The sequence below is a fragment of the Syntrophorhabdaceae bacterium genome (assembly GCA_036504895.1).
In the GTDB taxonomy this organism is placed as follows: Bacteria; Desulfobacterota; Syntrophorhabdia; order Syntrophorhabdales; family Syntrophorhabdaceae; genus PNOM01.
This window is the reverse complement of the sequence record DASXUJ010000107.1, coordinates 1-14,989: the sequence shown is the minus strand read 5'-3', so window position 1 is coordinate 14,989 and position 14,989 is coordinate 1. Positions and strand designations below refer to the sequence as shown.

Here is a 14,989-nt window from a genome sequence, read left to right as displayed (position 1 = left end):
TGTGTTTACGGAGCAATTCAATATTAGGGGACAGAAAGGATAGTCGGGAACAGTTACTTTTACCATAAGCACTTGAAGCTTCATGAAAGCGAAACATGACTACAACGATGTTATTCAGATGCAGAGCAAATCAAAGCCATCATGGCCAGTGGCGGTAGCCTATCTTTTGGATCCCAGTTAAACAATTCACCCGGAAGATTCCGCAAATAAACATTTATGAGGAGGTAGTAAAAATGAGATTGGGGAAGCTGAAAGGGATAAGTGTCTTGGCGATCATAATTGGCCTGGCGGCATGCGCGCCAAATGCGGTTATTGATCCGGCTCCTTTTGCAAGTTTGAACCAGCATGCACTGGCATATCCGCTAAAGGAGTATGTAATTGTGCCTGGTGACGTCATAGATGTCAAATTTGCATTCCACCCTGAATACAACGAGCTCAACCTGCCGGTAAGGCCCGATGGCCGTGTTTCATTGCAATTCGCACCTGATGTAAATGCGGCCGGTTTGACTCCCCTGCAATTAAGAGAGAGGATTATGAGAGTGATCGCTTCCGAACTCAATAAACCGGAAATAGCTATTAATGTGAGAACCTACGCCGAGCAAAAGGTATTTGTCGATGGCGAAGTAGGCGGGCCGCGTTTTATAGAACTGAAAGGCGCCACGACAGTAATGACGGCCATCACTCAAGCGGGAGGGCTCCGGGAGACGGCACGGTTGAGCAACGTGATCGTTATTCGTAAGGACTTTGACGGCAAACCCGCAGCGACAATGGTTGATCTAAGGAAGGTGATAGACGGGAGCGATTTCAAACAGAATATCGCCCTTATGCCCATGGACATCGTTTATGTGCCGAAATCGAATATCGCCAGGGTCGACAAATGGGTGGAGGAATATATAACCAGGGTTATCCCGGGACTGGGGAGTCCTCTCACGTACTATTGGGCTGGTCAATCGGTTAATAATCATTAGGGTATTGGAGGTTTGTATGTATACAGAGCATTCAAGAAAACCGGTCGACCTTACGGACGCACGGGATGTAGCTACGATAATCTTCAAACATAAATATATCATACTCATTTCATTCCTCGTGATATTTATCGGAGTTACCATTTACGCCAGGAGCCTCCCACGCCTTTATGAGGCAAAGAGCGTTTTGCTCGTGAAGTTCGGACGGGAGTTCCTTCAGCGACCGGAAGAACCTAAATCTGCATCGGCGCCTTCAATACCGCCTCAAGCTATCCTTAACGGTGAAATGAATATTCTGACCAGCCGCGATGTTCTTACAAGGGCAGCAGAGAACGCGGGACCGGAGAACCTCTACCCCGAGCTCGGGAATGTGCCGAAGGAGGGATTGAGGCGAACGCAAGCAGCCGTAGCGAAAATTGAGAAAGACCTTAAAGTGACGATCCTGCCCGGGACCAGCCTCATCGAAATCGTTTTTGCCCACAAGGACCCGTCGCTGGCGGCAAAAACCGTGAACCTTCTTGTAGACTATTTTAAGGAGAAACATCTGGAGGTATTTAGCGGCGCAGGCACTCCTTTTCTCGAAAATAAGATGAAGGCGACTCAGACAAAGCTGAGCTCGGCGGAGGGTGAGTTTGCCGATTTTAGAAAAAAATATGGGGTCTTTTCCTTTGAAGAGCAGCGATCGACTTTGATTTCCCAACGGAGTGCTCTAGAGGCGAGCCTGAGAGCAGCCCAGACCCAGAGGGGGGAATTGCAGCAAAGAGCGGCGTGGATAAAGAGTTCTGCGTGGATTCCCACCACTATCGTGGAGATAAGGGCGCCTTTGCTCGTGCTTGAGCAGAAAGAGCGGGAACTGTTGGATAAGTATACCAGCGGCAGTAGGGCTGTACAGGCGGTCCGCCAGGAAATAGAGCACACGAAGGCTTCGATAGGAAGAAATATTGAAATGCTTCGGCAGGCGGAATTTCAAAAGGCAGAAGGTGAGGTGAGCGTCGTAAACACGCGAATCGAAGGACTGAATAAACAGACGCGGCAATTGGAAGCCGATATTCAGACCCTCGATACCCACGGGCGTACCGTTCAGAACCTGAAGCGGGAAGTGGCGGAGAATGAGCAAAGCCATCAGGCCTACGTAAAAAAACTCGAAGAGTCCCAGATCATGGACGATATGGACCGTCGAAAGATGGCAGCAATAAGTGTGGTCGAGAAGGCCTGGTCAGGATCGGCGAAAAAGAAGCAGCGGTTTACCCAGGAGCAAATGATGGGTTTCGGTATTTTGGCTGGCATTGCGGGAGGCGTCGGCCTTGCGTTTCTTCTCGAACTGCTGGCTTCAGGCATGACCCTGCCACACGGCGCCGAACGGCGTCTCGACATACCCGTGTTGGTTGCGATTCCCAACAAGAGACTTGGTGAGGCCTGATGCCCGCTGCTATTTTTAAAAAATCTGAAGAGCAAACCCGTATAAAACGAACCGTAACTCGAATAGTGCCGTTAAAAGGTGATTTATGTACTTAACTTTTTACAACCTTTCCGTGCCGCCTTTTCATATAACGCCGGACCCGAAATTCCTCTACCTCAGCCCGAGCCACAAAGAGGCCCTGGCGGCGATCATATACGGCATAGAACAGAGAAAAGGCTTTGTCGCCATTATCGGGGGTGTTGGGGTCGGCAAAACAACCATCCTCCGGTCATACTTGCAGTCGGTTCAAAAAAAGCGACTGAAAATAATCTACATTTTCAATGCCATGCTCACTTTTCAGGAACTTCTGAAAGCGGTCTACCGGGAGCTTGGGCTTACCTTCGAAAGTGACGACACCACGGAGATGGCGAACGGACTGTATGAGTTCCTGATCGACGAATATCAGGCAGGCAATTCGGTGGTTTTGGTCATTGACGAAGCCCAAAACATGCCGGTCGATACGCTGGAAAATTTACGCATGCTTTCCAATTTCGAAACTCCGACAGATAAATTGATTCAAATAGTTCTGGTAGGGCAACCGGAATTTGCCGAACTTCTGGATAGCGACAGGCTTCGCCCGCTGAAGCAGCGCCTCGCGATCCGTTCAACTATCCTGCCCCTCACAAAAAAGGAGAGTCTGGAGTATATGAAGTTCAGGCTTTCGAAAGCCGGCTCTTCGCCCGAGCGGACCTTTAAAGCCTCTGCATTGAAGCGAATTATCGATGCTTCGATGGGAATCCCCCGGATCATCAATATCCTTTGCGACAACGCGCTTATCACGGGATTCGGTTATCATCAAAAGCCCATAACGAAGAAGATTGCAACTGAGGTTATCCGCGACTTAAAGGGCGTGAAGCCTTTGCCTTTGTTCAGACGGTGGCTTATAGGAACATCCGCTCTGGCCTTACTTATCCTGGGAGTTATGTGGCTCATGCCATATCAGGAAAGCGTGCTCGGCAGAATAAAGCCGCTCGTATCGGCCGAGCAAGGAAGATCAATCAACGGCGGGGACCAAAACCTTAAGGAAGAGGAGACCAAAGGAACAGTTGCAGCCCATCGGTCTGCTTCTGGCGCGCCAGCCCCCGAAACCGTCGATCAGAAAGCGAAGTATACGGGAAAGGGCCTTAAAGAAACCGCTCAACCTCACACGGCTGCCGACGGGCCCGCCTCTTCAAGCGCCCCTAATAAGCCTTCCCTTACCAAAAGGACCGTAGCCAGGGGCGACAGCCTTTCCAAGCTGGCGCAGCAGACCTATGGAAACTTCAATGCAGATATCATGAATCTGATTCGAAAGGAAAACCCCCATATCACGAATCCTAACCTTATTCTCGCAGGCACGACTATAGCATTACCAAAAGTCACTGTGCCGGAGAGGAAGCCGGATAACGATTAATGAAATTGAAAGGCGCCGATATGGACCTTTATCAAAATAATTTGAATGAGCGCGAGGGCTACCCGCATCCAGGCCGCCCGCAAGCTTATAAGAGGAGGTTCAATGAGCAGAATATTTGACGCCCTCGAACACGGCCTGGTAGTGGATAACCCGCCGGTTAGGGAGAGTTCGGTCTTTGAATGGCCGGTGAATGGCCACCACAGCGTAGCCGGGGTAAGCCCATTGGAAGAGGAGATGGTCACTCTCTACCACAGGATCCGGTCATCTTTGCCCGATGTCAGGCACCCGTCCATCCTTGTCGTAGGCTCACGCTCGAATGAGGGAGCATCGACGGTGGCCCGGGAACTGGCAAGAACAACCGCCATGAGGATGGATAAAACCGTTCTACTCGTGGACCTCGACAGAAGTCGCCCCGAACTGAATGCCTTCCGGCGATTGAGGCCGGAATTGGAGGTCGAGGCCCTGGTAAAGCAGGAAGAACCTCTCGAGAAATGTCTGTGCCAGGTAGAGGAGAGTAGCCTTTTCGTGCTGCCCCTCTTCCAGCAGACGATGTGTACCCCAAAAATTCTTGAAGCGGTAGCAGACGGCGAGTTCTGGAAGCCTCTTAAGGAAAAATTCGATTTGATCATCGTTGACTCTCCACCGGCCCTTACGCTTCCGGACGGCCCCGCAATCGTGGCAAGGGTAGACGGGGTAATTCTGGTCGTGGAAGCGGAAAAAACACGCTGGCAGGTAGCTCGGGAAGCAAAGGAGCTCATCCTTGAAAGCGGAGGCACCCTGCTTGGGATAGTTTTTAATAAACAACGAAGCTATATACCCCGTTTTGTCGATAAGTACCTCTAAAAAATAGCCGCCCCTTTTGCTGCGCCCTCATGATTACACTATTGAAGGGAACAGGGTCGGACGAAACGCCTCCCCCGAATGAGGCGCCCCTCCCACGACATGCGTATTGTCGCATAGCCGGTGCGGGAGCATAATAAAAGAATCAAGGTGGTGAAAATGACGCATTTGTCTTGTGCATTATCGGGAATAACAAAAAAAACCTTCGGCGACAGTTTCGCCGATATCTGGCGCTATAGGGAGCTCCTTTACTTTCTCGTGTGGCGTGATGTAAAAATACGGTACAAACAAACAGTAATAGGCGGGTTATGGGCGATTCTGCAGCCTCTTACTACAATGGCTATTTTCACCGTCGTCTTCGGCACCTTCGTGAAGATACCCTCGGATGGTGTGCCATATCCTGTTTTTGCGTACGCGGCACTGGTCCCATGGACCTATTTCGCCCAGGCCTTAGGCCGGAGCGGCACAAGTCTCGTCAATGAATCCAGTCTCATCACGAAGGTCTATTTCCCCAGGCTGATCATACCTTTTTCGGCCGTGCTTTCTCCGCTTGTGGAATTTATTCTTTCATTCATCATTCTCATCGGACTGATCATTTGGTATGGGGTAGTCTGGAGTTGGTCGATCCTTGCCATCCCCCTTTTCCTGTTCCTTGCCGCAATGACGGCGCTGTCAGTGGGGCTATGGCTTACGGCGCTCAACGTCAGATATCGGGATATAGCCTATACCCTCCCTTTTATCACACAGATATGGATGTACGCGTCACCCATCGTGTATCCCGTCAGCATGGTGCCGGAAAAGTGGCGGCCCTTCTATAATCTTAATCCCATGACAGGGGTCATCGAGGGTTTTCGATGGGCATTGCTGGGGAAGGCCAATCCTGACTTGAATGCAATCATGATGAGTTCTACCGTTGTGCTCCTTTTGCTCCTGGGCGGAATTCTATTCTTCAGAAAGATGTCTCTTACTTTTGCGGATGTGATCTGATGAAAACTATTATAGAGGTTGAAAATCTTTCAAAACAGTACAAGATTTCCGTGGGGAAATATCAGGATTCCTTAAAAGATCATCTCACTGAAGGCGCCAAAACTTTATTCAGGCGGCGAGGCAACCATGCAAGGACTAAGGAGATTGTTTGGGCCCTGAAAGACGTCTCCTTTGAGGTTAAGCAGGGGGAAATAGTCGGGTTTGTAGGGCGCAACGGTGCGGGCAAAAGCACGATACTGAAAATATTGAGCCGCATCACGGAGCCGACTTCCGGTCATATGAAAGTGCAGGGAAAGGTGGCAAGTCTCCTCGAGGTCGGGACCGGATTTCACCCTGAATTATCGGGAAGGGAGAACGTCTTCCTCAACGGCGCCATTCTGGGAATGCCCAGGGAAGAGATAAAGAGAAAATTTGATGAAATCGTAGCCTTCGCCGAAACGGGAAGATTTATCGATACCCCCGTCAAAAGATATTCGAGCGGCATGTATGTCCGATTGGCCTTTGCCGTAGCCGCTCACCTTGAGCCGGAGATTCTTTTGGTAGATGAAGTCCTTGCCGTAGGCGACGCCCCATTCCAGAGGAAGTGTCTGGGAAAAATGGGCGACGTAGCGAAAGGGGGACGGACGGTTCTTTTCGTAAGCCACAATATGATCGCGGTGAACAGTCTGTGCAGCCGGGTCGTTTGGCTTGAAAATGGGGAAAAAGTCGATGATGGTCCCGCCGGAAGAGTGGTGGCCGATTATGTAGCCGGAGTGGGCGAGAGCTCGAACCTATCGGAGGAAGTGTGGGAGGATCCAACCCAAGCTCCCGGCAACGATATGGTACGTATCCACCGCGTGCGGGTCAGGCCCGAACAAAGTTCTCTTTCTGAGCCCATGACCATGGAGACACCTTTCCGGGTTGAGGTGGAATACTGGAATCTTGTTCCGGACGCGCAGTTGCATATCACTCTTCATCTATATACCGATCAGGGGCTGATTGCATTCTCCACGGCAAGCATATTTGATTCCGACTGGTCCGATCGGCCGATGCCTGCGGGCCTGCTCCGTAGTATCTGTCATTTCCCGGGTAAATTGCTGAATAGCGGTCAGCACAAATTCGTGCTTTTGGTCGTGCAAGATAAAAGTACTGTAATTTATGAGCACAAGAGTGCGGTCTGTTTTGATATCGCGGATTTCAAAGAAAGGCCCGGAGCATGGTTTGGCCGCGAGCCCGGCGTAGTCCAGCCCATGCTCGACTGGAAGACGGAAGTCTTGGAAGAAACAGGGCGGGATAGGTTTATGACCGTCAACACCGGACAGGAGTCCAGCCGGATTCAGGGATGAAAAAGCGAGGAGACGCATAAATGGAAGGACTGGTCATTTTTGGAGATGGTTTGTTTGCCGAACTTGCCTGTTTCTATTTTACCCACGATTCTCCCTATGAAGTAGCGTGCTTCACCGTTGATCGCGAATATATAAATAAAGGCGAATTGCTCGGGTTGCCGGTGGTGCCATTTGATATCATAGAAAACGTTTTCCCTCCTTCCCGTTTCAAGATGATCGTCTCCGTCAGCTTTCAACGTCTTAACAGGCTGAGGGAAGAAAGATACTTTCAGTCAATAGCCAAAGGGTACGACTTGATAAACTTCATAAGTTCAAGGTCTTCCACGTGGCCCGGGCTGGTAATCGGGAAAAACAGCGTAATAGGCGAAAACAGCTCAGTTCAGCCTTTCGTCACTATCGGCAACAATGTGATCGTGACATCTTCGGTAGTTATAGGTCATCATGCGGTATTGGAAGATCATTCCTTCGTGGGTCCCGGCGCGGTACTCCTGGGCGGCGTGGTAATCGGAGCGTATGCTTTTATAGCGGCAAACGCCACCATCAAAGAAGGCATCAGGATCGGGCGGGAATGCGTGATTGGCTCGGGTGTGTCAATCACGAGGGACACTCAGCCGGGAGGAATATATCTCAACCGGCCGCCGAAGGGCCATAGTGGACCCAATCCGGGCGGGTTGGAATTATTCAAAGGAGATGATGGCCGACAAATTCCCGGACTAAGGCAATCACGTTCCGATATCACATCTATGCACGGGAGTCGCTCTCAAGGCGGGGCCGGCGGCTCAAGAACCAGGATCTGAAGGGGGTACGATCAGAATGGATGGTGTCAAAAATGCTATTTCCAAGAAATCGGAAGAGATTGTAATCTGGGGCGCTTCCGGTCATGCCATGGTTGTGGCCGACATTCTGCGCCTGATGGGTGGATATGAAATCCTGGGTTTTATCGACAATGAAAATCATCTCAGTCATCACACAAATTTCTGTGGAGCTCCTATAATCGGTGGAGAGGAACAATTGGACGTCCTTCTCGAGAAGGGTGTAAAAAATATGACTCTCGGGTTTGGGGACTGCGCTTCTCGTCTCCTGATTTCCGCACATGTCCGGCAAAAAGGCTTTACCCTGGTCTCCGCCATACATCCCCGCTCTATTGTCGCCAATGATGTTCAAATAGGCGCAGGCACTGTCGTTGCGGCAGGAGCGGTTGTTAATCCCTGCTCCACGATTGGAGAAAACGTCATTATCAATACATGTGCGAGTATCGATCATGAGTGCATGATTGAAGATGGGTGTCACATTTCACCGGGAGTTCATATGGCGGGGAATGTGATCGTAGGCCGGGGCTCATGGATAGGGATCGGTGCGACCGTAAAAGACCAGGTGCGGATTGGTGCCGGCTCAATAATAGGGGCGGGTGCGGTAGTTCTGTCTGATATCCCGGAAAATACCCTGGCTTATGGCGTACCGGCTAGAATTGTCAATACCCTTTCCCATTCGAGTGCTGAAAGAACTTCAAAACATTTTTACTCCTAATTGAGCCGCTTTTCTGTCATTTCCAAAATAAATAAAGAAGAGGTCGAATACGAAAGCAAATATTGAGGATCTTGCATTCTTTGGCGGCCTTCCTGAATTTCGGGAGCCACTCCATGTCGGACGTCCGAATATCGGCAATCGGGAGCGTTTCCTAAAACGAATAGAAGACATGCTTGACAGAAGATGGCTGAGCAATAACGGACCTTACGTGCAGGAGCTCGAACAACATCTTTCCGATAGATTAGGCGTCAAAAATTGCATTGTCATGTGTAACGGCACCGTTGCGCTCGAGGTGGCCATACGGGCTCTTGAATTGCGCGGTGAGGTGATCGTGCCTTCCTTTACTTTTGTAGCCACGGCACATGCGCTACAATGGCAGGAGATCACCCCCGTTTTCTGTGATATTGACCCCCACACTCATACTCTTGACCCATTATGTGTCGAAAAGATGATTACTCCCCGAACAACCGGAATTATAGGGGTACATCTGTGGGGACGTTCATGCGATATAGAATCTTTGGAAAAAATAGCGTCCATCCACCAACTGAAGATCATTTTTGATGCCGCTCATAGTTTCGGATGTTCTTATAAACAAAAGATGATCGGCAGTTTTGGAAACGCGGAGATATTTAGTTTCCACGCCACAAAAATATTTAATGCCTGCGAAGGGGGCGCTATCGCCACCAATGACGATAAACTGGCCGAAAGGATCCGCTTGATGAAGAATTTCGGCTTTTCCGGTTATGACAATGTAATCTATGTAGGAACAAACGGAAAGATGAATGAGCTTTCGGCGGCGATGGGCCTCACCAACCTCGAGAGCATAGATGAATTCATTAATGTAAACCGGTGCAATTATCAATGTTATGAGGAGGAATTAAAGGGCCTGCCCGGCGTGAGTCTCATTAAATATGATCCCTGGGAAAAATCTAATTATCAATATATAATCCTTGAAATAGATAAGTCGATAACCGGGGTGTCAAGAGAATGGGTAGCGGAGATCTTACATTCCGAAAATATTTTAGCGCGTCGCTATTTCTATCCCGGCTGCCACCGGATGGAACCGTATCGGTCCTATTTTCCTCATGCGGGACTAGTGTTGCCTGTTACGGAAATGCTTGCGGATAGGGTGCTTGCCCTCCCTACGGGCACTGCCGTAACTATTGACGATATCAAACGCACTTGCCAAATTATCCGCTTTATCGTAAACAATGTCGACCAAATAACGGAGAAACTTCAGGAGATTTCCGGAGTAATGGAAAACCGGGGTCACGAACCGGGACCGTTCTACTACCAGTCCATTTCAGCTTCTAATAAATGACAAACAAGAAGTGCGGTGATAGCGAAAAACCTGTTCAATGATCGATCGACGGGCGGGAAAAATTTACAGGGCACACATCCGGCGATAATAACGGGTCCTCCTGTTATAAATATTACGTGTTTAGGGAGAGGCAGAATGAATAAAGCCGTTTTACCTTTTCATCGGAGAAGAGACCCAAAAGAAAATGGATGGCGCCACATCTCGAAAAACTTGAGGACCATGTGGGTTATTGTCGCAGTCCTGGGATTTCTATGGCCTGCATGTGCTTCTGCGCAATCATGGTTCGACCCGGATTGGTCGTATCGTCGTTCCGTCACAATTTCCAATGCGGGTCAATCAGCCCTCAGTGAGTATCAAACGAGGATACAACTGGATTCTACCTTCTATTTTGCGGGTGCAAAAGCTGACGGAAGCGATTTGCGCATTACTGCGGCAGATGGGGTGACATTGATTCCGTTCTGGATCGAAGCCTGGGATTCCTCTTCTCAGCAGGCTACCATTTGGGCAAAAGTTCCCTCTTTACCTGTGGGAAATAGTACTTTGTTTCTCTATTGGGGAAATCCGAGTGCAACCCCTTCAACCATTCCACTTCCGCCGACGGGACCTTTTACAAGAGCAGCAGGAAACCCGATAAGGCCTATCGGTGATTCCGGCGCCGGGGTCGGTTTGTTAGCAGAGAATATGGTATATGACAGCGTTACCGGACACTATTGGTTGATATTTGCAAATTACCGGAATGCCGGTATAGGGTTGGTCTGGTCCGACACTCCTGCCGATCCCGCTTCATGGCACTGGCATGGGAATGTGTTCAACTCACCGGTTATAGGCTCTCTTGCACCTTGCCTCGTGCATCACGAGGGGATGTGGTATATCTTTTTCTCTGATTTTACTCAGCCTCCGCCAATCAATATATCAGTCATCACCGCTACGGCAGTTACCGGTCCCTACAGTGCGCCCATTGCGGTGCTGCAACCTACCCCCGGCTCATGGGAGAATTGCAGGGTCGATGAGCCTTATGTGTCTCGAGCGGCTGATGGGAAATGGAGGATGATGTATATGGCCGACTCGACCGGAGGACAGTATGACGGAGGTATTTGCAGTGGTCCTCCCACCGAACAGGTCGGTTATGCGTACGCTGACAATATCCTCGGCCCATATACAAAATATGTGGGTAATCCGGTTCTCTCCTTCGGAAGCCCGGGATCATATGACGCAGGAACTATCGCAGATCCCTGGGTTTACGAGTATCAGGGAACTTATTACATAGGCTACGCCGCGAGCTCAACCAAAGATTCACCATGGCAAACTGCCTATGCCACAACGACGGATGGTGAAACCTTCTCAAAGCATGGATTGCTCCTGCCCGTGGCTTCCTCCGGATGGGATGCCGTCAATAGCTTCCGGGGGGCCCTCACGCGGGTCGGCGATACTTACGTGTTGTCCTATACGGGAGACACTTTCCAGATGGGTATTGCTACTCAGCCTGCAGTGAGTGGTTCCATGTATGGAGATCCGTCGCTCGTATTCGATTTTTACGACGGTTTCAGTGGTACGAGCCTTGACACCTCCAAATGGAACATATTGAATGGAAGTGCGAGTCAGGCGACCCTGTCGGGAGGGCTCTTGACACTCAATGCAACCAGTTCTTCTTTCGTAAGAATCGGAAGTAAACAGACTTTCGGTATGAATTACATAGTAGAGGCTTTTGGCGCCCATCCTCAGCAAGGTATTCTCAATAACGTGGTGGAAATAGGGATGGCCGACTCCGCTTTCGGGGACGTAGTCCGAATAGTGGATGATTTCCATCCGAGCCTGCCTACCGCCACCACCACTTGGAACCGTCAGGCAAAGCTGAGCGGCCAGGCCGACATTCATTGGCATGCAATGGCACAAGCAGCGGATTCCGATTGGCACACGTTAGGAGTTTTCCGAGCAAGCCCTAACGTCGCGGGTTTCCAATTTGAATTGAGTAATACCGAGACGGTAACTTCCAATGTACCCGGTTCTAATCTGCCCGCCTTCCTCATGTCTTATACGGAGGGGACCTCGAATCAATTTATAGTAGATTGGATACGTGTGCGAAAATTCGCTTTTCCCGAGCCGGTTGTTTCCCTTGGGTCGCAGCCCGGACTCGTTCTCGTGCCTGCAGCTTTGAGTTTCACCGGGATACAGGGAGGTTCCAACCCCGCGTCCAAAACGCTTAGTATAACATTGTCCGATATGAACCAAAACGGATTCACCTGGACCGCCACGGCTGACCAGACCGCTCCCGCCTGGCTCTCCGTGACCCCCGCAAGCGGCACAGGGGCAGGAACTCTCACTGCTTCCGCCAATATCACGGGCCTCGCCGCCGGGACTTACACGAAGGCGATCACCATCGCGGCCACAGGTGCGACGAATACGCCTCAGACCGTGAATGTGACCCTTACCGTAACGGCGTCCTCACCTACCATAACCCTGAGCCCCGCCTCCCTCTCCTTCAGTGCCACCCAGGGAGGCTCCAATCCCACGTCCAAGACAATTGCGATCTCGAACGGCGGCGCAGGCACGCTCACCTGGACCGCCACCGCTGACCAGACCGCTCCCGCCTGGCTCTCCGTGACCCCCGCAAGCGGCACAGGGGCAGGCACCCTCACGGCTTCCGCCAATATCTCGGGCCTCGCCGCCGGGACTTACACGAAGGCGATCACCATCGCGGCCACAGGTGCGACGAATACGCCTCAGACCGTGAATGTGACCCTTACCGTAACGGAGTCCTCTGTAACGCTCGTCTCTCTTTCATTGAATCCATCTGCATTAGTGGGGGGAAGTAGCTCGGAGGGGACGGTAACACTCAGCGGGCCCGCGCCCGGCGGAGGAGTCGTAGTATCCTTGACGAGTAGTTTGAGCTTGTTCTGGCCCGATTCCATGCCTAATAGTGTGACCGTGGCCGCAGGAGCCAGCAGCGCCACCTTCACAATAATAACCCACACTCCTTACTTCAACACGTCCGATGTCGTCACTGCCTCATATAATGGAGTGACTATCGACAGGACGTTATACATAGTGAAGTAGAAAGAGGAGGCAGAATGTTTTTGAGGAGCTCCATGCCAGCTGAGCCAAATATAAAGGTAAGTATCGCAATGATCACGTACAATCATGAAAGGTTTATCGAAAAGGCGCTTGAGGGCGTCATCATGCAAAAGACGAACTTCACCTACAAAGCGGTGATCGGTGAGGACTGCTCCACCGACAGGACCAGAAATATAGTACTCGACTACCAAAGGCGGTACCCGGATAAATTCATGGTTTTATTGAATGATAGGAATCTTGGAATGCATAAGAACGCGGCCGGGGTGCTAAAGGCCTGTGAAGGCCGGTATGTGACATGCCTCGAAGGTGACGACTACTGGACTTCTCCGGAAAAATTGCAGAAACAGGTTGATTTTATGGATAGTCACCCCGAATGCCCCATGTGCTTTCATGATGCCGAAATAGAATTCGACCCGGAATATGAGGGGGAGAAATTTGCTCTTCCCGAGAGGAAGAAGAATTCAGTTGCCCCACCGGTTAGCTGGAATAACCTTTCAGGAAGGAACACAAACCCGACTTTGGAAAAAGTGGAATGGATCGACATGGAGCGCTTGTTGCCGCTCGATATGTTTATTCCCACCGCCTCAGCGATGTTTAGAAGGGAAGTGTGTGTGGACCTTCCGGAGTGGGTCGACTCGCTCCAAATGAGGGATTGGCCTGCCATTATCCTCGCCGCCCGTAGAGGCAGGATTGCTTACATGGATGAAAAAATGAGCGTCTATTTCGTTCATTCCGGAGGTCAATGGAACTGGTATAGAAATCACTGGGCAAAGGAACAGGAAGCGCGGATTGATCTGTGGCGCGCCCTCAGGAAAAATATAGGGCGGGAATACAGGGGCAGTATTGATCGGATTCTGCGATACCAGCTTTTTCTCGTTTCCCAAACCTATGGGAACAGGGGCGATTGGGGTAATGCCAGGGCCTACGCACTGAGGGCTCTCCTGCAACATCTGAGAATGACGATCCAAGGGCTCACCTCCGGTGAACGGTCCGTTGTCACCGCCTCACTGCCGGATGTCATAGGGACCTTCAAAGGCACGATGGTGCCTAAGAATTTCTTGCGTTTACAGTTTCCGAAAATGTATCGGTATTTCAATCAATATAGAAATTTAGATTAGCTTAATTCCTTATTGCCGTCAAAAAAAGTTAACGAGGTCCGCCCCGCATGTCAAGTCGATCACCTATAAGACTCAGCGTAGCCATGATAACTTACAATCATGAAGAATTTATCGAAAAAGCCCTCGATAGCATTCTCATGCAGAATACGAATTTCGACTATGAGGTGGTGGTCGGCGAAGACTGCTCCACCGATAATACCAGGGATATTTTAATAAAATATAAACAACGGTATCCTGAAAAATTTGTGCTTCTGTTGAATGAACATAATTTAGGCATGCATCGCAATATGGATCTGGTGCTCAAAACTTGCAGGGGGGAGTACGTGGCTTTTCTTGAAGGAGACGATTATTGGGTTTCCCCTCGAAAGCTTCAAAAACAGGTCGATCTGTTAGATGCTCATCCGGAGTGTGTACTCTGTGCTCATAATGTTTCGATAGTTCAAGATGAAAACATTTCCGGGAAATCTTTTTGGTGTCCGGCAGATATGGCTGAACGTCTCACCATTGAGGACCTCCTCCTGGACAATCTTTTTCCCACATGCTCGGTTGTAATAAGAACTGATCTAATCAGGCATCTGCCGGATTGGATCAATAATTTACCGATGAGAGACTGGCCGATATATATACTTGCTTTGCGTCATGGAAATGCGATCTACATCAACGAAGTAATGGGTGTCTATGTAATCCATCGTGGCGGTGTATGGTTCGGCGCCAATCAGGATTGGAAGGAGCTGGAGAAGAGGCTGATCCCTTTTTACAAGGCTATATATTCCCACCTTGATCAAAAATGTCAGATGATTATTGACCATATTGTGCGTCATAAATTATTTGCCCTGTCTCTGGGATATGAAAATACAGGAGATATGACGGAGGCGAGACGATATGCATTCGAGTCACTAGTCAGGCATTTTATAACAATCGCCGACCAGCGTAGATTCGGCAGGACGGGGTACGACATTCCGGCAATACCGGATTATATGAA

Annotated in this window: 12 protein-coding genes; all 12 read left to right on the top strand. The window is 50.1% G+C overall.

Going from position 1 to position 14,989, the window contains the following annotated elements; translation table 11 throughout:
• The first annotated feature begins 233 nt into the window (after positions 1-233).
• Positions 234-968, top strand: coding sequence for a polysaccharide biosynthesis/export family protein (locus tag VGJ94_15355; GenBank protein HEY3277994.1), 735 nt, complete (start codon positions 234-236; stop codon positions 966-968).
• Positions 969-984: 16 nt separating this feature from the next.
• Complete coding sequence (locus tag VGJ94_15350) at positions 985-2,385, top strand: hypothetical protein (protein ID HEY3277993.1); 1,401 nt, start codon at positions 985-987, stop codon at positions 2,383-2,385.
• Positions 2,386-2,470: 85 nt separating this feature from the next.
• On the top strand, positions 2,471-3,817 hold the full coding sequence (locus tag VGJ94_15345; GenBank protein HEY3277992.1) for an AAA family ATPase: 1,347 nt from the start codon (positions 2,471-2,473) through the stop codon (positions 3,815-3,817).
• Between the two features lie 102 nt (positions 3,818-3,919).
• Positions 3,920-4,660: a CpsD/CapB family tyrosine-protein kinase gene (locus VGJ94_15340; protein ID HEY3277991.1), complete on the top strand. Its 741-nt coding sequence runs from the start codon at positions 3,920-3,922 to the stop codon at positions 4,658-4,660.
• Between the two features lie 156 nt (positions 4,661-4,816).
• Positions 4,817-5,644 carry an ABC transporter permease gene (locus VGJ94_15335; protein ID HEY3277990.1) on the top strand — a complete coding sequence of 276 codons (828 nt, stop codon included), beginning with the start codon at positions 4,817-4,819 and terminating at the stop codon, positions 5,642-5,644.
• Positions 5,644-6,969 carry an ABC transporter ATP-binding protein gene (locus VGJ94_15330; protein HEY3277989.1) on the top strand — a complete coding sequence of 442 codons (1,326 nt, stop codon included), beginning with the start codon at positions 5,644-5,646 and terminating at the stop codon, positions 6,967-6,969. The genes VGJ94_15335 and VGJ94_15330 overlap by 1 nt, the downstream gene beginning before the upstream one ends.
• A 20-nt stretch (positions 6,970-6,989) precedes the next feature.
• On the top strand, positions 6,990-7,766 hold the full coding sequence (locus VGJ94_15325; GenBank protein HEY3277988.1) for an acetyltransferase: 777 nt from the start codon (positions 6,990-6,992) through the stop codon (positions 7,764-7,766).
• Between the two features lie 16 nt (positions 7,767-7,782).
• Positions 7,783-8,496: an acetyltransferase gene (locus tag VGJ94_15320; protein HEY3277987.1), complete on the top strand. Its 714-nt coding sequence runs from the start codon at positions 7,783-7,785 to the stop codon at positions 8,494-8,496.
• Positions 8,497-8,527: 31 nt separating this feature from the next.
• Positions 8,528-9,817: a DegT/DnrJ/EryC1/StrS family aminotransferase gene (locus VGJ94_15315; GenBank protein HEY3277986.1), complete on the top strand. Its 1,290-nt coding sequence runs from the start codon at positions 8,528-8,530 to the stop codon at positions 9,815-9,817.
• Between the two features lie 135 nt (positions 9,818-9,952).
• The gene (locus VGJ94_15310; GenBank protein ID HEY3277985.1) at positions 9,953-12,871 is read left to right on the top strand and encodes a DUF2341 domain-containing protein; all 2,919 of its coding nucleotides are present in this window, start codon (positions 9,953-9,955) and stop codon (positions 12,869-12,871) included.
• 14 nt (positions 12,872-12,885) lie between these two features.
• Positions 12,886-14,007: a glycosyltransferase gene (locus VGJ94_15305; GenBank protein HEY3277984.1), complete on the top strand. Its 1,122-nt coding sequence runs from the start codon at positions 12,886-12,888 to the stop codon at positions 14,005-14,007.
• An 83-nt stretch (positions 14,008-14,090) separates the two neighbouring features.
• Positions 14,091-14,989 (top strand): glycosyltransferase (locus tag VGJ94_15300; GenBank protein ID HEY3277983.1); only part of this gene is annotated, 899 nt, incomplete at its 3' end.